We start from the raw sequence: 19359 nt of genomic DNA, 5'->3' as shown, positions 1-19359 counted from the left end.
ATCGCGGATGAATCCGCTCCTACAGGGCCGCGACACGGTATGTCGGCGGGCGACCATGGCCTTGCAGGTGCGGCACGTTGCAACAGATGTAGGAGCGGATTCATCCGCGATGCGCCGCGCGGGCGGCGCTCGATCTGGAGAGCGCCCGAGAAACCTCGGCGGGCACCTCTCAAAACCAACACAATCCATAGACAGGCACCTGCCAGCCACAACGCTTTCTATATAGAAGCCCCAAAAACAAAGCGGGGAGACCTCTCGGCCTCCCCGCTTTCGCTCCTTCTATAAAGAAGCAAACCTCACTCCGCCTTCAGCGTCACCCGCGCAAAGGCCTTCTTCCCCGCCTGGCACACATGGGTTGCGCCAAGCGCAAACATGAAGTCACGCTCGACTACCGCCCCATCAACCTTGACGGCACCACCACTCAACAAGTCCCGAGCCTGAGCCGAGTTCTTCACCAACCCCGCACGGTTCAACACAGCAGCGATCGGCAGGTCTTCCGCCGCAGCGACTTCAATCTCCGGCAGGTCTTCCGGCAACTCGCCATCCTTCATTCGGTTGCCCGCCGCACGATGAGCATTGGCAGCAGCCTCCTCACCATGGAAGCGAGCGACGATCTCCTCAGCCAGCTTGATCTTGATATCCCGCGGATTAGCGCCCTTCTCGACATCCGCACGGAACTGATCGATCTCTTCCATGGAGCGGAAGCTGAGCAGCTCGAAGTAACGCCACATCAAGGTATCCGGAATCGACACAAGCTTGCTGTACATCACCCCAGGCGCTTCCTGGATGCCGACATAATTACCCAGCGACTTGGACATCTTCTTCACACCGTCCAGCCCTTCGAGCAACGGCATGGTGACAATGTTCTGCGCTTCCTGCCCATACGAGCGCTGCAACTCACGCCCCATCAGCAGGTTGAACTTCTGGTCGGTGCCACCCAGTTCCACATCAGCCTTCAGCGCCACGGAGTCATACCCCTGTACCAGCGGATAGAGGAACTCATGGATCGCGATCGGCTGATTGCTGGTATAGCGTTTGTCGAAGTCGTCACGCTCGAGCATGCGCGCGACCGTGTACTGGGACGCCAGGCGGATAAAGTCGGCAGGCGTGAGCTGATCCATCCAGGTGGAGTTGAACGCCACCTCGGTTTTCGCTGGATCAAGAATCTTGAACACCTGTTGCTTGTACGTCTCGGCGTTATCCAGCACCTGCTCGCGGGTCAGCGGCGGGCGCGTGGCACTCTTGCCGCTCGGGTCACCGATCATGCCGGTGAAGTCGCCGATCAGGAAAATGACCTGGTGGCCAAGCTCCTGGAACTGGCGCAGCTTGTTGATCAGCACGGTGTGGCCCAGGTGCAGGTCGGGCGCGGTTGGATCGAAGCCCGCCTTGATGCGCAGCGGTTCGCCGCGCTTGAGCTTCTCCACCAGTTCCGACTCGACCAATACCTCTTCCGCACCGCGCTTGATAAGCGCCAGCTGCTCTTCAACCGACTTCATAGACAGACCCGCAAGGCTCAGATTCAAGGGGAGCCAACCATACAAGATCGGCCATCAATTACAAGTTTCGCAATGAAATGTGACCCGAACGACGCGCCACGGCGTCTACGCGCCCTTGCGCGAGAACGGATTTGGTTATATTTTATACAGTTATTTCATCTTCATCATGTCATTCATCTTTTCCATTTCATTTTTTCAAAGTCACTTCACCTATGACCAACGAAACGCCTAAAGCGCCCCCGCTTTATCCGAAAAGCCATCTGTTGGCCGCCAGCGGCATCGCTGCCCTGCTCAGCCTGGCGCTGCTGGTCTTCCCTTCCAGCGAAGTCGAAGCCAAGAAAACCACCCTCAGCCTGGAGCTGGAAAGCCCGGCCGAGCAACTGAAGGACGAATCCCGGGCCGCGCCGCTGGTGCAGACCGAGCAGAACACCGACTCCCCTTTCGCCCAGATCGAAGGCGATGAGGCGGACACCGCCCAGACCAAGAGCGAACCCGCGCCTGTCGCCAAGCAAGAAGAGAAGGCACCTGGCCATCGTGAAGTGGTCGTCTCCCGCGGCGATACCCTTTCAACCCTGTTCAACAAGGTCGGCCTGCCTGCCAACGCCGTCCACGACATCCTCGCCAGCAACAAGCAGGCCAAGCAGTTCAGCCAGCTCAAGCACGGCCAGGTGCTGCAGTTCGAACTGGACAAAGATGGCCAGTTGACCAGCCTGCATAGCAAGGTCAGTAATCTCGAGACCATTCGCCTGACCCGCACCGACAAGGGTTTCACCTTCGATCGCGAAGTCAGCAAACCGGTGGTACGCACCGCCTACGCGCACGGCGTGATCAAGAGCTCGTTGTCGGCCTCGGCCCAACGCGCCGGGCTGTCACATAGCATGACCATGGACATGGCCAAGATCCTCGGCTATGACATCGACTTCGCCCAGGACATCCGCCCTGGCGACGAATTCGACGTGGTCTACGAGCAGAAGATGATGGATGGCAAGGTGGTCGGCACCGGCAGCATCCTCTCCGCCCGCTTCACCAACCGCGGCAAGACCTACACCGCTGTGCGCTACACCAACAAGCAGGGCAACACCAACTACTACACCGCCGACGGCAATAGCCTGCGCAAGGCGTTCATCCGCACCCCGGTGGATTTCGCCCGCATCAGCTCGCGCTTCTCCGCTGGCCGCAAGCACCCGATCCTCAACAAGATCCGCGCCCACAAAGGTGTGGACTACGCCGCCCCCCGCGGCACCCCGATCAAGGCCGCCGGCGACGGCCGCATCGAACTGGCAGGCCGTCGCGGTGGCTATGGCAATACCGTGATCATTGCCCACGGCAACTCCTACAAGACCCTCTACGGTCATATGCAGGGCTTCGCCAAGGGCATCAAGACGGGTGGCAGCGTGAAGCAAGGCCAGATCATCGGCTACATCGGCACCACCGGCCTGTCGACCGGCCCACACCTGCACTACGAGTTCCAGGTCAATGGCGTGCACGTCGACCCGTTGAGCCAGAAGGTGCCGATGGCCGACCCGATCGCCAAGGCCGAACGCGCACGCTTCAATCAGCAGAGCCAACCCCTGATCGCCCGCATGGATCAGGAAAAGGCCACCCTGCTCGCCGCCAACAAGCGCTGACGGCATGGCGCTCTACCTGGGGGTAATGTCCGGGACCAGCCTCGATGGCCTGGACATTGCTCTGATCGAACAGCTCGAGCAGCCAAAGCTGCTCGCCACCCATTACATCCCCATGCCCGCCGATCTCCGCCAGGATTTGCTCGGCCTTTGCGCCAGCGGCTCGGACGAGATTGCGCGTGCAGCCCTGGCGGAGAATCGCTGGGCCGGCCTCGCCGCCCACGGCATCAATCATCTGCTGGCCACTCAAGGCCTGAAGCCTGACGCTATCCGCGCCATCGGCAGTCATGGCCAAACCATCCGCCATGAACCCGCTCGCGGTTTTACCGTGCAGATTGGCAACCCGGCATTGCTCGCCGAACTGACCGGCATCTGCGTGGTGGGTGATTTTCGCCGCCGGGACGTGGCGGCTGGAGGCCAGGGTGCGCCGCTGGTACCGGCCTTTCACGAGGCCCTTTTCGGGCATCTCGGCCAGCGAGTAGCCATCTTGAATGTGGGCGGCTTTAGCAACCTGAGCCTGATCGAGCAGAACAAACCAGTGCATGGCTTCGATTGCGGGCCTGGCAACGTACTGCTGGACGCCTGGGTCGAACGCAAGCAAGGCCTGGCCTTTGATGCCAATGGCAGCTGGGCGGCCAGTGGTGCAATCCAACCCGACCTGCTTGAAGCGTTGCTGAGTGATCCGTTCTTTGCCGGGAGCGGTCCGAAAAGTACTGGCCGCGAAGTATTCAACCTGTCCTGGCTGGATACACACCTTGCGCGCTTGCCTGCGTACCGGGCTGAAGATGTCCAGGCCACTCTGCTGGAACTGACAGCCACCAGCATCATCGACTCACTGCGCCAGGCCCAGGACGCTACCGAGTCGTTGCTGGTGTGTGGCGGGGGCGCTCGCAATGGAACGCTGATGGCCCGCCTGGCAGCATTGATGCCCACGGCGAAGGTTGCCAGCACGGCGGCGCATGGCGTGGACCCTGACTGGGTAGAAGCCATGGCCTTCGCTTGGCTGGCCCACTGCTGCCTGGAGGGCATCCCCGCCAACCGCCCAAGCGTGACCGCCGCCAAAGGCTTGCGCATCCTCGGCGCCATCTACCCGGCATAGCCGCCTTGCAGAATGCAAAACGCCGCGCAATTGCGCGGCGTTTTGCATTGCAGCACGACGATCAGATCGAGAACGACGAGCCGCAACCACAGGTAGTGGTGGCATTCGGGTTCTTGATCACGAAGCGCGAACCTTCCAGGCCTTCCTGATAGTCCACCTCGGCGCCAGCGAGGTATTGGAAGCTCATCGGATCGACCACCAGCGCGACACCCTCACGCTCGACGATGGTGTCGTCCTCGGCCACGTCCTCATCGAAGGTGAAGCCGTACTGGAAGCCCGAGCAGCCACCGCCGGTCACGAATACCCGCAGCTTCAGACGGTCATTGCCCTCTTCGCTGACCAGAGTCTTCACCTTGTGCGCAGCCCCTGGGGTGAACTCCAAAGCCGTGGGGGTGAAGGATTCGACGCTCATGTTGATTCTCCCGGCGCAGTGCCGCCATAAAACTCGATGTCGCGCATTATCCGCTTCTCCGAGAAAATCGGTCAAGAATTGTGCGGCTTTAGTCGCGCCCATGAAAAAGGCCCGCGCGGAGCGGGCCTTGATACAGGGAGGCGGCTTACGGCAACAGGCCGGCGTGGGACAGCCCCATGCGCTCATCCAGGCCGAACAGGATGTTCAGGTTCTGTACCGCCTGTCCGGATGCGCCCTTGACCAGGTTGTCGATCACCGACAGCACCACCACGAGATCGCCACCCTGCGGCCGGTGCACGGCGATGCGGCAGACGTTGGCGCCGCGCACGCTTCGGGTTTCCGGATGGCTGCCGGCCGGCATCACGTCGACGAACGGTTCGTTGGCATACCGCTTCTCGAACAGCGCCTGCAGGTCCACGGAGGTGTCGGCGACCGTGGCGTACAGGGTGGCGTGAATGCCGCGGATCATCGGGGTCAGGTGCGGCACGAACGTCAGGCCGATGTCCTTGCCCGCGGCCAGGCGCAGGCCCTGGCTGATTTCCGGCAGGTGACGATGGCCTTTGACTGCATAGGCCTTCATGCTTTCGCCCGCCTCGCAAAACAATGAACCCACCGCAGCGCCACGGCCGGCGCCGCTCACACCCGACTTGCAGTCGGCGATCAGGCGCGCTGGGTCGGCCAGGCCAGCTTCCAGCAGCGGCAGGAAGCCCAGCTGGGTAGCGGTCGGGTAGCAGCCGGGCACAGCGATCAGGCGCGCCTGACGGATCTTCTCGCGGTTCACTTCGGGCAGACCATAGACCGCATCCTTGAGCAGTTCGGGCGCGCCATGTGGCTGGCCGTACCACTTGCCCCATTCAGCGGCGTCCTGCAGGCGGAAATCGGCGGACAGGTCGATGACCTTGGTCCCCGCCGCCAGCAATTCGCCGGCCAGGGCGTGGGCGACGCCGTGCGGGGTGGCGAAGAACACCACGTCGCAGGCGCCGAGGGTCTTGCTGTCAGGCACGCTGAAGGTCAGCCCGTCGTAATGGCCGCGCAGGTTCGGGTACATGTCGGCAACCCCCACGCCCGCCTCGGAACGCGAAGTGATCACCGCCACTTCGGCCTGTGGATGCTGCGCCAGCAGACGAAGCAGTTCGACACCGGTGTAGCCCGTGCCGCCAACGATACCGACCTTGATCATAACGCTTGCCCCTTATCAACGAACCGACTGGAAAGCGCACGATAATAGGGGCGCGCAAGACCTGTAACAACTCTTGGGATGTCCCTTCGGGCGCTGGGACTCTACTATCTGACGACCGTGAAAACCTGAAGGAACTCCCCATGCTCTATCTATGGATCAAGGCGCTGCATATCGTCAGCGTGGTCTGCTGGTTCGCCGGCCTGTTCTACCTGCCACGCCTGTTCGTGTACCACGCCCAAAGCCAGGACAGCGTAAGCCTGGATCGCTTCATCACCATGGAGCGCAAGCTGTACCGGGGCATCATGAACCCGGCGATGATCGCCACCTACGTGTTCGGCGGCTGGATGCTCTACCTCAACCCCGGCTGGCTGAGCCAGGGCTGGCTGCACGCCAAGCTGACACTGGTAGCCGTGCTCACCGTCTACCATCACATGTGCGGCGCCCAGCGCAAACGCTTCGCCGCAGGCAGCAACACCCACAGCCATGTCTACTACCGCTGGTTCAACGAAGTGCCCGTCCTCATCTTGCTGGGCATCGTAATTCTCGTGGTGGTCAAACCGTTCTGACGATTAACCACCGCCTACAGGAGTTTCGCCATGTCCCTGCCCGCCCTGCTCGAACAACGCCTGCGCTTGCCGTTGGTGGCCGCACCGATGTTCCTGATCTCCAACCCTGGGTTGGTGCTGGCTTGCTGCGCCAATGGCGTGGTGGGCAGTTTTCCCGCGCTCAACCAGCGCGACAGTGCGGGTTTCAAAACCTGGCTGGAAGAAATCGAGGCTGGACTGGCACTACTGCAGGCACCAGCGCCTTATGCGGTGAACCTGATCGTGCACCAGAGCAATCCGCGCCTGCAGGCCGACCTGGCACTGTGCGTCGAGCATCGCGTGCCGATCGTCATCACCAGCCTGGGGGCGGTGAAAGAAGTGGTGGATGCGGTACACCGCTATGGTGGCCTGGTGTTTCATGACGTCACCACTCGCCGCCATGGCGAGAAAGCCGCCGAAGCCGGTGTCGATGGGCTGATTGCCGTCGCCGCGGGCGCGGGCGGCCATGCCGGGTCCTGGAGCCCGTTCGCGCTGGTTGCGGAAATCCGTCAGTTCTTCGACAAGACCATCCTGCTGGCCGGTTGCCTCAATCACGGCAACCAACTGCTGGCCGCTCAAATGCTCGGCGCCGACCTTGGCTACATGGGCACACGCTTTATCGCCACCCGGGAGAGCCAGGCCCAGGACGCCTACAAACAGATGATCCTGGATGCAGGCGCAGCCGACATCGTGCACACCCCGGCGGTCTCCGGCATCCCGGCCAGTTTCCTGCGCCAGAGCCTGGAGCAGGCCGGTTACGATCTCGACACGCTCAAAAGCAACCATGAAACCGGCAAGCTCAAGCCACTGGACGATGAGGCTAAGGCGTGGAAAACCGTCTGGTCCGCCGGCCAGGGCGTTGGCGAGATCCACGACCTGCCTGACGTCGCCAAGCTGATCGAGCGTCTGCACGACGAATACCAGGAGGCCCTTGATCGTAGCCAGCAGCTACGCGGCAACGCCTTGTAGCAAATCGGCCAGGCTGTACACTAGGCGCCCCCAACGCCCCAGGAGCCTTGCATGACCCGTTACGCCATGATCACCGGAGCCTCCAGCGGCCTGGGCCTCGCCCTGGCGGAGGCACTGGCGCGGCGCGGGCGCAACCTGATCCTGGTGGCACGCCAGCGCGAGACGCTGGAACCGGTAGCCATCGAGCTCACCCAACGGTTCGGGGTCGAAGTGCTGTTCCGTGCCTGCGATCTCAGCCAGCCCTTGCGCCTTTCGGGCTTCGTGCTTGAGCTGGAGGAAGGCGAGCGGCGTATCGACTTGTTGGTCAATTGCGCCGGGCAGCGCACTTACGGGCCGTTTCTCGCCCATGAGTGGGCCGACGAGCAGGATCTGCTTGAGGTCAACATCCTCGCCCTGAGCCGCTTGTGCCATGCCATTGGCAACCTGATGGCGATCCAGGGCGGTGGGCAGATTCTCAATGTCGCGGGGCTCGCCGGCGTCGCACCCGGCCCCTGGATGGCTGCCTATGCCGCCAGCAAGGCCTATGTGCTGAGCTTTTCCGAAGCGTTGCGCGAGGAGCTTCGGCGCACTGGGATCAAGGTCTCGGTGTTGTGCCCTGGGCCTGTACGCTCGTCACGGCGCAGCATCCCAAAGCTCGATGGCAGCCCCAGCCCCGAGGAAATTGCCCTGTACACCGTCCGCGCCCTGGACAAGAACCACGCACTGATCATGCCTGGCCGACGCAACCGCTGGCTGGCCTTCGCCCCGCGCCTGCTGCCACGCTGGCTTACGCGCAAACTGGCCGGGGTGATCCATCGGCGCTACTGCCCGGTCGGCATGGAATAACCACTGGGCGAGCGGCATCGGGCTCAGTACACTCGGCCCGGACACTCACCATGGAGCAAGTGCTGTGGACGATCTATTCCTCAAAATCATCAACCGGGAAATCCCGGCGGATATCATCTATGAAGATGACCAGATTCTGGCCTTCAAGGATATCGCCCCCGCGGCGCCGGTACATTTCCTGGTCATCCCGAAGAAACATATCCGCACCCTCAATGACCTGACCGAAGAGGACAAGGCCCTGGCTGGCCACATCCTGTTCACCGCCCAGCGCCTGGCCGTCGAGCAGGGCTGCGAGGAAGGTTTCCGGGTGGTCATGAACTGCAACCCGAAAGGCGGCCAGACCGTCTACCACATCCACATGCATGTGCTCGGCCAGCGCCAGATGCACTGGCCACCGGGCTGATCCAAGGCAAGCTCGGTTCAACCGATTGCGGTAAACTGTCGGGCACACTCTTGCGGAGGTGCCCGATGGCTACCGAACGTCACTATTCGCCGCTCGACCGCTTGTTGCTGCAGGCCGATACCGCCATGCGCACCTTGCTGCCCTTCAGCGGCCAACCTGCCCGCCCGTCCCCGGCGATCATCCAGCCGGACGCTGAACTCGACGAGCAGCAAACCCGCCACATCGCCGGCCTGATGCGCATCAACCACACCGGTGAAGTCTGCGCCCAGGCGCTCTATCAGGGCCAGGCCCTGACCGCCAAGCTGCCCCAGGTACGCAAGGCCATGGAGCATGCGGCCGAAGAAGAAATCGACCACCTGGCCTGGTGCGAGCAGCGTATTCGCCAGCTCAACAGCCACCCCAGCGTGCTCAATCCGTTGTTCTATGGCATGTCCTTCGGCATCGGCGCCCTCGCCGGCCTGGTCAGCGACAAGGTCAGCCTGGGGTTCGTCGCGGCTACCGAGCATCAGGTGTGCAAACACCTGGACGAGCACCTTGAGCAGATCCCTGAAAACGACGGCAAGTCCCGAGCGATCCTCGAGCAGATGCGCATCGATGAGGAGCACCACGCTGAATCGGCCCTGGAAGCTGGTGGCTATCGTTTCCCGGCACCGGTCCGCTTCGGTATGAGCCTGCTGGCCAAGGTCATGACCAAGAGCACCTACCGCATCTGAGGTAACCCGGATGGAACGCTTCGACGCCAAGGACCTGGCACGCGCCGTAAGCGCCGGGATACTGCAACCCGGCCAGGACCGGGCATTGCTGGACTTCCTGCGCCAGCAGCCACAAACCTCCGGCAGCTTCCAACTGGCTCACGTGGCATTCTATTTCGGCGCGCTGCTGATTATGGGCGCCATGGGCTGGTTGCTCACGGAAGCCTGGATGCGCATCGGCGACTCTGCGCTGCTGGCCATCGCACTGCTCTACATCGCAGCGATCACCCTGTTCGCCCTGTCACTGCAACGCCGAGGCCAACCCATCGCCGCAGGGGTACTGGCGGCGGTGGCGGTCAGCATCGTGCCGCTGGCGGTATTCGCCATCGAGCGCTTGCTCGGATGGTGGCCAATGGATGATGCCCAAGGCGACTATCACCAGTACTACACCTATGTGCAGGGCGGTTGGCTGGTCATGGAGGCGGCAACCGTGCTCGCCGGCCTGCTGATGCTGCGCCTGGTGCCCTTCCCTTTCATCGTCATGCCGATTGCCGTGGCGCTGTGGTTCATGTCGATGGACCTCACCGAATGGTTTTACGGCGATGTCTTCGACTGGGAGCAACGCCGTACCGTATCGCTGTGGTTCGGACTGGGCATGCTGCTGGTGTTTCTCGTGGTGGACGGGCGCACCGCACGCGATTACGCCTTCTGGGGGTACCTCGCCGGGCTGGCGGCATTCTGGGGCGGACTGACGCTGATGGACAGCGGCAGCGAATGGGGCAAGATCGTGTACTGCCTGATCAACCTGGGCCTGATGGGCCTGGCTGTGCTTTTGCGCAGGCCGGTATTCATGGTGTTCGGAGCGATGGGGGTGGCGGCTTACCTTGGGTACCTTTCCTACGAAGTATTCGCCGATTCCCTGCTGTTCCCTGTAGTACTGACCCTGATCGGCCTTGCGGTTATCGGGTTGGGTGTGCTCTACCAGAAGCGACGGGAAGCATTGAGCGCACACCTACGAGCAAAAGTGCCTGTCAGCCTTTTGCAACTGCTCCCGGCGTTGCGCCGTTGAGCATTCGAATGTTCATCGCCCGCCTGTTGCAAGGCCTGGGGCTGATACTGGTTGCCTATCTCTTCGTTTGCCTGATGACAGCCAGCCTCAAGCAAACCGGGTTCAGCCTGGAGCTGCCATATCTCGTCGAGCCCAATAGCAACAGCGCGCTCGAACTGTTGCTGTTCACCGCCCCAGTGCAACTGATGTTCCTTCTGCTCGGCTGCTTTATCCACAGCCGTCGAACACTCATCGGCGTTTTTGTGCTGCTTGCGATCATCGTTGCGCAACTGCAGTGCGTGAACTTTGCCGAAAGCTACGGCAGCACCTGGAGCGATCTGGAACGGGTCATGTTGCTGGGCGTCAACGCGCACTGGTTGTTGCTCGCCCTCATCCCAGGGCTCGCACTGCTGCTTGGCGTTGAGCGACTACGCAAGCAGAGCGCCTGAACCTCAGGCGCTCCCGCATGTCACGCGAGTTCGACGATTTCGTAACCGTGGGTGATCTCGACGCCCGCGCGGTCCAGCATGATCGAGGCCGAGCAGTACTTCTCGGCCGACAGCTCCACCGCACGCTTGACCTGCGCCTCCTTCAACCCGCGCCCCTTGACCACGAAGTTGAGGTGGATCTTGGTGAACACCTTGGGGTCTTCACTGGCACGTTCGGCCTCCAGGAAGGCTTCGCAGCTTTCCACGGCCTGGCGCGACTTCTTCAGGATGCTGACCACGTCGAAGCTGCTGCAGCCACCGAGGCCCAACAGCAGCATCTCCATCGGGCGTACGCCCAAGTTGCGGCCGCCGGCTTCGGGTGGGCCGTCCATCACGACGACATGGCCGCTCCCCGACTCGCCGAGGAACATCGCTTCACCGGCCCACTGGATGCGTGCCTTCATCTATCCGGACTCCCGATTTCGTAAAAGGGTGTCAGCTTAGTCCTTGTGGCGCTGTCGGAAAAGCTCAAGACACGTCGCTTTTATGCCGATACAAGCGAAAGTGTCTGATAAGCTGGCGCCAAATGCCTGGCGCACCGTGCCAAGCCAACTCTATAAAAGCCAATGCGTCGCATCGAACAGGATTTCGTGATGGTCTCCTCAGCCCTTCCCGCCAAGATCAAGAACATCGACAAACTGCTCGGACACTGCCAGCGCCGCCGTTATGCGGCCAAGAGCAACATCATCTGCGCGGGCGACCGGGCCGAAACGCTGTCGTTCATCGTCAAGGGTTCGGTGACCATCCTGATCGAGGACGACGAAGGCCATGAAATGATCATCGCCTACCTCAACAACGGCGATTTCTTTGGCGAGCTGGGCCTGTTCGAGCCAGTTGGCCAGGAGCATCAGCGCAGTGCCTGGGTGCGCGCCAAGACTGAGTGCGAAGTGGCCGAGATCAGCTACGACAAGTTTCGCGAACTGGCCCGCCAGGACCCGGAAATCCTCTATGCACTCGGCAGCCAGATGGCCCAGCGCCTGCGCAACACTACACGCAAGGTGGGTGACCTGGCCTTCTTCGATGTGACCGGCCGGGTTGCCCGCTGCCTGCTCGAACTGTGCAAGCAGCCCGACGCCATGACCCACCCTGATGGCATGCAGATCAAGATCACCCGCCAGGAGATCGGCCGGATCGTCGGTTGCTCCCGTGAAATGGTCGGCCGCGTGCTCAAGGACCTCGAGGAGCGCAGCCTGGTGCAGGTCAAGGGCAAGACCATGGTGGTCTACGGTACCCGTTAATCCTTCGGCAATGCCCCGATCACATCGGCATAAGCCTGGTTAAGGCGCTCGAACCAAGGTACCTCGGGCACCACTTCATGCAGGGCGATGTGGCTATCAGCGCGGCAGCGCTGTTCCAGGTCACAGCACTCGTTGAAGCGGTTCACCGCCGCCACCATCGATTCGCGCTCGTTATCCAGCAACAGTGCGCCATGCACCAGCACCACCGGGCGCTTGCCACCCAGGCCCTGGCGCCAGCGCTGGGCAGTGCCGACCAGCTTGCGGCCATTGAGGTTGACGTTGTAGCGGCCGTCACAGAATGCGCCGTCGATTTCACCGACCGAAGCCACCCCGCCCCATTCGCGCAACACATCACATAACGGCAGGCACAGACGCTCGTAGGCGTTCTCGATCCGCCCATGGTCGCCTTCGCTGCGCGGCGCCACATAGACCAGTGCGATGTTCACCGTGGCGTGGGACTGCGGCACCGGCTCACCACCGGTTTCACGCAGCAACACCGGCCAGCCGGCGATTGCCAGCTCGGCGCAGGCAGCTTCGAAGTTATCCAGGCGGCTCATGCGTCGTGGCATCACCAGGGCATGGTCGGTCGGGCGCCAGAACAGCACGCCGGATTCGCGCTCACCGCGGCACACGGCGGCCAACAGGTCCTGTTCGGCGTGCAGGCCTTGTTCGACGGTCAGGGCCAGGGGTTGATCGGTCATTGATCCACCTTTGATGTTGTTCTCTCGCCCCTTTCGCAGGTAAACCCGCTCCCACAGGAGCAATATGAGAAACCTGTAGGAGCGGGTTTACCCGCGAAAGGGCCATGGCACACAAACAAAAAAGCCGGCAAACGCCGGCTTCGACTCGATCAGTCCAGTGGCTGAACCACGGTTTTCTTCACCTGGTCCGGGAAGAATAGCCGTTGCAACTCCAGCCCCGGCTGCTCGGCGCGCATGAAGGCTTCGCCGACCAGGAACGAATACACCTCATTGATTTCCATCAGCTCGACATCGGCACGGTTGAGGATGCCGCTCTCGGTGATAGCGAGGCGATCGCGTGGGATGCGCGGCAGCAGGTCAAGAGTGGTCTCGAGGCTGACCTCAAAGGTGTGCAGGTTGCGGTTGTTGACCCCGACCAGTGGCGTGTCGAGGGTCTTCAACGCACGCTCCAGCTCATCACCGTCGTGCACTTCCACCAGCACATCGAGGCCGACGTCCTTGGCAGTGGCGGCCAGCTCGGCCATTTTTACATCGTCGAGTGCCGAAACAATCAGCAGAACGCAGTCGGCACCCAGGGCACGGGCTTCGACGATCTGGTACGGGTCGACCATGAAGTCCTTGCGGATCACCGGCAACGTAGCCGCAGCGCGGGCCTGTTGCAGATAGACGTCGGCACCTTGGAAGTAGTCCACGTCGGTCAGCACGGAGAGGCAGGTCGCACCGCCCTTCTCGTAGCTGACGGCGATGTCTGCTGGCACGAAGTTCTCGCGGATCACGCCCTTGCTGGGCGAGGCCTTCTTGATTTCGGCAATCACCGCCGGCTTTTTGCGCTTGGCCTGTTCGATCAGGGCCTTGGCAAAGCCACGCGGCGCATCGGCCGCCTTGGCCATGGCCTCGAGCTCGGCGAGGCTGACGCGTGCGCTACGCTCGGCCACTTCCTGGAACTTGCGGGCGATGATCCTTTCCAGCACCGTCGGGACACTCATGCTTCGTTCTCCACCTTGAATACCGCGGTAAACGCACCCAGCTCCTGCAGTTTTTCCCAGGCCAGCCCGGTGTGCAGCACGTCATGAGCCAGTTCCACACCTTGCGCCAGGGTCATCGCATGATCGGCTGCATACAGGGCGGCGCCGGCGTTAAGTACGATCATCTCGGCTGCCTTCTGCCCGTTCTCGGTCTTGCGCCGGCCCAGCGCGTCACGGATCAGTTCCAGCGACGCTTGCGGGCCTTCGACGGCCAGGCCGTGCAGGCTCTGGCTCTTCATGCCGAGGTCTTCCGGTTCGACCCAGTACTCGGTGATCTGGTCATTCTTCAGTTCGGCGACGAAGGTCGGCGCGGCCAGGCTGAACTCGTCCAGGCCGTCCTTCGAATGCACCACCAGCACATGCTTGCTGCCCAGGCGCTGCAGCACTTCGGCCAGTGGACGGCACAGGGCTTGAGTAAAGACCCCGACCACCTGGTGCTTCACGCCGGCCGGATTCGTAAGCGGGCCGAGCATGTTGAACAAAGTACGCAGGCCCAGGTCACGACGCGGGCCGGCCGCGTGCTTCATGGCGCTGTGGTGGGTCTGGGCGAACATGAAACCGATGCCCAGGCTGTCGATGCAACGCGCTACCTGGACCGGTGTCAGGTTTAGGTAGATGCCGGCAGCCTCCAGCAGGTCAGCGCTGCCGCTCTTGCCGGAAACCGCACGGTTGCCGTGCTTGGCCACGGTGCAACCGGCAGCCGCGATAACGAAGGCCGACGCGGTGGACACGTTGAAGATGTTGGCGCCATCGCCGCCGGTGCCGACGATGTCGACCACGCCGTCAAGGCTCTTGAGCTCGACCTTGTCGGCCAGCTCACGCATCACCGACACCGCGCCGACGATCTCGTCGATGCTTTCGCTCTTCATGCGCATGCCCATGAGGAAGGCGCCGATCTGCGCCTCGCTGCACTGGCCGGTCATGATCTGGCGCATGACGTCGCGCATCTCCTCGGTGGACAGGTCCAGGTGGCCGACGATACGGCTCAATGCACTCTTGATATCCATGATCGATCCTTAACGGCGGCCGCCGGCCTGCTTGAGGAAGTTGGCGAACAGTTCATGGCCCTGCTCGGTGAGAATGGACTCGGGGTGGAACTGTACCCCTTCCACATTCAGCGTCTTGTGACGCAGGCCCATGATTTCATCGATCGAGCCGTCTTCGTGGGCGGTCCAGGCCGTGACTTCCAGGCAATCCGGCAGCGTTTCGCGCTTGACCACCAGCGAGTGATAGCGCGTGACGGTGAGCGGGTTGTTCAAACCGGCGAACACGCCCAGGTCGCGGTGGAACACCGGGCTGGTCTTGCCATGCATCACCTGGCGCGCGCGTACCACGTCACCACCGAAGGCCTGGCCGATGGACTGGTGGCCGAGGCAGACGCCCAGGATGGGCAGCTTGCCGGCGAAATGCAGGATGGCCTCGATGGACACACCCGCCTCGCTGGGCGTGCAAGGCCCGGGGGAGACGACGATGCGCTCGGGATTGAGGGCTTCGATCTGGGCGATGGTCATTTCGTCGTTGCGAATGACCTTGACCTCGGCACCCAGCTCGCCGAGGTACTGCACGACGTTGTAGGTGAAGGAGTCGTAGTTGTCGATCATCAGTAACATCTGGAACGAACCTCTTGAAGACTGACTTTTGATTCGAGCCTTCCACTGCCGATCACAGGTGCGCGAACAGGTACGCAACAAGGCGGCAGGTGAAACGAACGGAAGGCAAACGGGGACGGGCCGGGTAAACCGGCAAGAGATAAAGTCAGGCGCGCCAACGCCAACGGGCGATGGCCTTGATCACGTGCATCAAGAGTTTGCTGACGATCAACACAGGGTAGGTCTCGTTCATACGTTCCGGCACAGTAGCCTACCGTGACGGCGGGCGCAATATGCCCGTAAACACGGGGAAACGAATAGAACGGTAGGCAAAGACCGTGAATTTGCTAAGGTCACTCGGCTTGTCCCGATAAAAACAATGAAAAGGATATCCCTGCATGCTCAAGGCTCCCTTCCTGCGTACTTTACTTGGTGCCCTCGTGTTCGCCAGCAGCCAGGCCATGGCTGCGCCCTCCCCTTACAGCGCCCTGATAGTCTTCGGCGACAGCCTCAGCGACGCCGGGCAGTTTCCTGACCTCACCGGTGGCACCGCAGGCATGCGCTTCACCAACCGCGACGCCAACGGCAATTATGCGCCGGTGTCGCCCATGATCCTCGGCGGCCGGCTGGGCTTAAGCGGCACTTCCCTGGGCCCTTCCACATCGCTCGGCAACCTCTTGCGGGGCTTGCCTGACGGTAACAACTGGGCGGTGGGTGGCTACACCACGCAGCAGATCCTCGATTCGATCACCACCACTTCGAAAGCGGTCATCCCCCCAGGGCAGCCCGGTGCCGGCACGGTATTGCGCGAACGCCCCGGCTACCTGGCCAACGGCCTGGGCGCGGACCCGAACGCCTTGTACTACCTGACGGGTGGCGGCAACGACTTCCTTCAGGGGCTGGTCACCAGCCCGGCCACCGCCGCCGCTTCTGGTGCGCATCTGGCTGCCAGTGCCCAGGCGCTGCAACAGGCAGGCGCACGCTACATCATGGTGTGGCTGCTACCTGACCTGGGCCAGACACCGAGCTTCAGCGGCACGCCACAGCAGGGGCCACTGTCGCAGCTGTCCGGCGTGTTCAACCAGTCGCTGGTCAGCCAGCTTGCCGGCATCGATGCCGAGATCATTCCCCTGAACATACCGGTGCTGCTCCAGGAAGCCCTGGCCAGCCCAGCGCAGTTCGGCCTGGCCACTGGCCAGAACCTGGTCGGCACCTGCTACAGCGGCGGCAACTGCGTGGGCAACCCGGTCTACGGCGCCAACGGCACGACACCCGACCCGACCAAGCTGTTGTTCAACGACTCCGTGCACCCGACCATCGCCGGCCAGCAACTGATCGCCGACTACGGCTATTCGATTCTCGCCGCGCCGTGGGAGCTGACGCTTCTGCCCGAAATGGCGCACGCCAGTGTCCGCGCCCACCAGGATGAGTTGCGCAACCAGTGGCAAACACCTTGGCAAGCAGTCGGCCAGTGGCAGGCCTTCGTCGCCACCGGTGCCCAGGACCTGGACTTCGGCAGCCAACGCAGCGCCGCCAGCGGTGATGGGCGGGGTTACAACCTGACCCTGGGTGGCAGCTACCGGGTTGACGACGCCTGGCGCCTTGGGCTGGCAGCTGGCGTATACCGGCAGAAGCTCGAAGCGGGGCAGCAGGACTCGGACTACAAGCTCGACAGCTACCTTGCCAGTGCCTTCGCCCAGTACCGCCAGGACCGCTGGTGGGCCGATGCGGCGTTGACTGCCGGGCACCTGGACTACCGGGACCTCAAGCGCACTTTCGCCCTGGGCGTGAACGATCGCAGCGAAAAGGGCGACACCGACGGCGAGACCTGGGCCGTCACCGGCCGCCTGGGCTACAACCTGGCCGCCGAGGGCAGCGAGTGGCAGCTGGCGCCGTTCGTCAGCGCCGACTATGCGCGGGTCAAGGTGGATGGCTATGACGAGAAAAGTGGCCGCTCTACCGCACTTGGCTTCGATGACCAGGAACGCACGTCACGGCGCCTGGGCGTCGGGATGCTGGGTAGCGTGCAGGTGTTGCAGGGCACGAAGCTGTTCGCCGAGGTCGCCCGGGAGCACGAGTTCGAGGATGACCAGCAGGACCTGACCATGCACCTGACCACGCTACCGGCCAACGACTTCACCCTGACCGGCTACACGCCACACAGCAACCTGACCCGCGCCAGCCTGGGAGTGACTCATGAACTGGTACCGGGAGTGAACCTGCGGGGGAACTACAACTGGCGCAAGAGTGACGAGCTGAGGCAGCAGGGGGTGAGCCTGGCGGTGAGCGTCGATTTCTGAATAGTGGTTCGCCGCTAAACCGGCCTTGATGGATAAAACCGTAACCGACCTGGCACGACCTCTGTAGGAGCGGCTTTAGCCGCGATCACCCGCAAAGCGGGGATCCGACACCGCGTTGTCTGAATCGCGGCTGAAGCCGCTCCTACAGTGAGTTCTGTTCCCTACGCGACATTATTTCGAGGTTTGCTCAGCCAACGCCACGGCACGGAACATCGCCCGGCGTTTGTTGATGGTCTCTTCCCATTCCAGCGCCGGCACCGAGTCGGCGACGATACCGCCACCGGCTTGCACATGCAGCTCGCCATCCTTGATCACCGCAGTACGAATGGCGATGGCGGTGTCCATGTTGCCGTTCCAGGCGAAGTAGCCCACGGCACCGCCATAGACACCACGCTTGACCGGCTCCAGTTCGTCGATGATCTCCATGGCGCGGATCTTCGGTGCACCAGACAAAGTGCCCGCCGGCAAGATCGCCCGCAGTGCATCCATCGCCGTCAGCCCTTCACGCAATTGGCCGGTGACGTTGGAGACGATGTGCATGACGTTGGAATAGCGCTCGATCACCATCTTCTCGGTCAGGCGCACGCTGCCAGTGGCAGACACCCGGCCAACATCGTTGCGGCCCAGGTCGATCAACATCAGGTGCTCGGCGATCTCCTTGTCATCCGACAGCAGATCTTCTTCCAGGGCGCGGTCGGCCTCTTCGGTGGCGCCACGTGGACGGGTGCCGGCGATGGGGCGCACGGTAACAAGGTTGTCCTCGACACGCACCAGTACTTCCGGTGAGCTGCCCACTACGTGGAAGTCACCGAAGTTGAAGAAGTACATGTACGGCGTCGGGTTGAAACAGCGCAGCGCGCGATACAGGTCGATGGGGGCGGCCTTGAAGTCGATGGACATGCGCTGCGACGGCACCACCTGCATGCAGTCACCGGCGAGGATGTATTCCTTGATGCGGCCCACCGCATTTTCGTAGTCGGCGCGGGTGTAGCTGGAGCGGAACTCGGGCTCGGCGGCCATCGGCCCGCTGAGGTCCAGGCCACGGCGTGGGGCAATCGGCTGGCGCAGCGTTTCCAGCAACCCTTCCAGGCGTGCCTTGCCATTCTCGAACGCTTGCTCTTCGGCTGGGTCGACCAGGACGATCGCGTGCATCTTGCCTGCCAGGTTGTCGAACACCACCACGGCATCGGACACCATCAGCAGGATATCCGGCACCCCGAGGGGATCCGGGTTGGGGCTCGCGCCCAGGCGTTTCTCGACATAGCGCACACAGTCATAGCCGAAGTAACCCACCAAGCCACCGTTGAAGCGCGGCAGGCCAGGAATGTCGGCGACTTTGTATCGGTCCTTGAATGCCTCGACGAACGCCAGCGGGTCCTCGACATCGTGGCTTTCCACTTCGACGCCATCCTGCTGGATGCTGACGTGATAGCCATGCACGCGCATCACGGTGCGCGACGGCAGGCCGATCATCGAGTAGCGGCCCCATTTCTCCCCGCCCTGCACGGACTCGAGCAGGTAGGAGTTGGGTTGGTCGGCAAGCTTCAGGTAGATCGACAGCGGGGTGTCGAAGTCGGCCAGGGTTTCGCAGGCCAGGGGAATGCGGTTGTAGCCGGCAGCGGCCAGGCGCAGGAATTCTTCGCGGGTCATGTGTAGCCTCGTGGCAAGCAGCAATGGGGTCGGGC

At 62.4% G+C, this 19359-nt stretch carries 20 protein-coding genes; 11 read left to right on the top strand and 9 right to left on the bottom strand.

What is annotated here, in order from left to right:
• Positions 1-296: 296 nt before the first annotated feature.
• Positions 297-1496, bottom strand: coding sequence for a tyrosine--tRNA ligase (tyrS, locus tag NGM28_RS22655; RefSeq protein WP_240063867.1), 1200 nt, complete (start codon positions 1494-1496; stop codon positions 297-299).
• A 212-nt stretch (positions 1497-1708) separates the two neighbouring features.
• Here tyrS and NGM28_RS22650 point away from each other — a divergent pair, with 212 nt between their 5' ends.
• Both NGM28_RS22650 and NGM28_RS22645 read left to right on the top strand, forming a co-directional pair.
• Positions 1709-3124, top strand: a complete 1416-nt coding sequence (locus tag NGM28_RS22650; protein ID WP_240063868.1) for a peptidoglycan DD-metalloendopeptidase family protein — start codon at positions 1709-1711, stop codon at positions 3122-3124.
• Positions 3125-3128: 4 nt separating this feature from the next.
• Positions 3129-4220 carry an anhydro-N-acetylmuramic acid kinase gene (locus NGM28_RS22645; RefSeq protein WP_252091558.1) on the top strand — a complete coding sequence of 364 codons (1092 nt, stop codon included), beginning with the start codon at positions 3129-3131 and terminating at the stop codon, positions 4218-4220.
• Positions 4221-4281: 61 nt separating this feature from the next.
• On the opposite strand, the gene erpA is transcribed toward NGM28_RS22645, so the two are convergent.
• Together erpA and argC are read right to left on the bottom strand one after the other, a co-directional pair.
• Positions 4282-4632 carry an iron-sulfur cluster insertion protein ErpA gene (gene erpA / locus NGM28_RS22640; RefSeq protein ID WP_011531872.1) on the bottom strand — a complete coding sequence of 117 codons (351 nt, stop codon included), beginning with the start codon at positions 4630-4632 and terminating at the stop codon, positions 4282-4284.
• 145 nt (positions 4633-4777) lie between these two features.
• On the bottom strand, positions 4778-5812 hold the full coding sequence (gene argC, locus NGM28_RS22635) for an N-acetyl-gamma-glutamyl-phosphate reductase (protein ID WP_240063870.1): 1035 nt from the start codon (positions 5810-5812) through the stop codon (positions 4778-4780).
• Positions 5813-5952: 140 nt separating this feature from the next.
• Here argC and hemJ point away from each other — a divergent pair, with 140 nt between their 5' ends.
• From hemJ to NGM28_RS22600, 7 genes are all read left to right on the top strand, one after another.
• Positions 5953-6378, top strand: coding sequence for a protoporphyrinogen oxidase HemJ (gene hemJ / locus NGM28_RS22630; protein ID WP_252091556.1), 426 nt, complete (start codon positions 5953-5955; stop codon positions 6376-6378).
• Positions 6379-6408: 30 nt separating this feature from the next.
• Positions 6409-7365 carry an NAD(P)H-dependent flavin oxidoreductase gene (locus NGM28_RS22625; RefSeq protein WP_252091554.1) on the top strand — a complete coding sequence of 319 codons (957 nt, stop codon included), beginning with the start codon at positions 6409-6411 and terminating at the stop codon, positions 7363-7365.
• A gap of 51 nt (positions 7366-7416) precedes the next feature.
• Positions 7417-8190, top strand: coding sequence for an SDR family NAD(P)-dependent oxidoreductase (locus tag NGM28_RS22620; RefSeq protein WP_252091552.1), 774 nt, complete (start codon positions 7417-7419; stop codon positions 8188-8190).
• Between the two features lie 64 nt (positions 8191-8254).
• Positions 8255-8593, top strand: coding sequence for a histidine triad nucleotide-binding protein (locus NGM28_RS22615; protein WP_011531867.1), 339 nt, complete (start codon positions 8255-8257; stop codon positions 8591-8593).
• Between the two features lie 65 nt (positions 8594-8658).
• Positions 8659-9306, top strand: a complete 648-nt coding sequence (coq7, locus tag NGM28_RS22610) for a 2-polyprenyl-3-methyl-6-methoxy-1,4-benzoquinone monooxygenase (RefSeq protein WP_213659319.1) — start codon at positions 8659-8661, stop codon at positions 9304-9306.
• 10 nt (positions 9307-9316) lie between these two features.
• Positions 9317-10354 (top strand): DUF2157 domain-containing protein, encoded by a 1038-nt coding sequence (locus NGM28_RS22605; RefSeq protein ID WP_240063874.1) that lies wholly within the window; start codon positions 9317-9319, stop codon positions 10352-10354.
• 8 nt (positions 10355-10362) lie between these two features.
• Positions 10363-10782: a hypothetical protein gene (locus tag NGM28_RS22600; protein WP_252091550.1), complete on the top strand. Its 420-nt coding sequence runs from the start codon at positions 10363-10365 to the stop codon at positions 10780-10782.
• A gap of 20 nt (positions 10783-10802) precedes the next feature.
• Here NGM28_RS22600 and NGM28_RS22595 read toward each other — a convergent pair whose 3' ends face one another.
• A complete protein-coding gene (locus NGM28_RS22595; RefSeq protein WP_213659316.1) occupies positions 10803-11225 on the bottom strand; it encodes an OsmC family protein in 423 nt (140 codons plus the stop codon).
• 189 nt (positions 11226-11414) lie between these two features.
• On the opposite strand from NGM28_RS22595, the gene crp reads away from it, so the two are divergent.
• On the top strand, positions 11415-12059 hold the full coding sequence (crp, locus tag NGM28_RS22590; RefSeq protein WP_011531862.1) for a cAMP-activated global transcriptional regulator CRP: 645 nt from the start codon (positions 11415-11417) through the stop codon (positions 12057-12059).
• Here the strand turns inward: crp and NGM28_RS22585 are convergent.
• The 4 genes from NGM28_RS22585 to NGM28_RS22570 all read right to left on the bottom strand — a co-directional run bounded on the left by NGM28_RS22585 (position 12056) and on the right by NGM28_RS22570 (position 15395).
• Entirely contained in the window at positions 12056-12760 is a 705-nt protein-coding gene (locus tag NGM28_RS22585; RefSeq protein ID WP_240063876.1) for a lipoate--protein ligase family protein, read from the bottom strand. The genes crp and NGM28_RS22585 overlap by 4 nt on opposite strands.
• 149 nt (positions 12761-12909) lie before the next feature.
• On the bottom strand, positions 12910-13746 hold the full coding sequence (trpC, locus tag NGM28_RS22580) for an indole-3-glycerol phosphate synthase TrpC (protein WP_252091549.1): 837 nt from the start codon (positions 13744-13746) through the stop codon (positions 12910-12912).
• On the bottom strand, positions 13743-14792 hold the full coding sequence (trpD, locus tag NGM28_RS22575; protein ID WP_011531859.1) for an anthranilate phosphoribosyltransferase: 1050 nt from the start codon (positions 14790-14792) through the stop codon (positions 13743-13745). Before trpD ends, trpC begins: the two co-directional genes overlap by 4 nt.
• Positions 14793-14801: 9 nt before the next feature.
• Complete coding sequence (locus NGM28_RS22570) at positions 14802-15395, bottom strand: aminodeoxychorismate/anthranilate synthase component II (RefSeq protein ID WP_240063878.1); 594 nt, start codon at positions 15393-15395, stop codon at positions 14802-14804.
• Between the two features lie 377 nt (positions 15396-15772).
• Here NGM28_RS22570 and estP point away from each other — a divergent pair, with 377 nt between their 5' ends.
• Positions 15773-17674, top strand: a complete 1902-nt coding sequence (gene estP, locus NGM28_RS22565; protein ID WP_252091548.1) for an esterase EstP — start codon at positions 15773-15775, stop codon at positions 17672-17674.
• Positions 17675-17845: 171 nt separating this feature from the next.
• Here the strand turns inward: estP and trpE are convergent, their stop codons facing one another.
• Positions 17846-19324, bottom strand: a complete 1479-nt coding sequence (gene trpE / locus NGM28_RS22560) for an anthranilate synthase component I (protein WP_252091547.1) — start codon at positions 19322-19324, stop codon at positions 17846-17848.
• Between the last annotated feature and the right edge of the window lie 35 nt (positions 19325-19359).

It is taken from the genome of Pseudomonas sp. MWU13-3659, assembly GCF_023757525.1.
In the GTDB taxonomy this organism is placed as follows: Bacteria; Pseudomonadota; Gammaproteobacteria; order Pseudomonadales; family Pseudomonadaceae; genus Aquipseudomonas; species Aquipseudomonas entomophila_E.
Note: the sequence above shows the minus strand (reverse complement) of the source record. Positions and strands in the feature narration are given on the sequence as shown.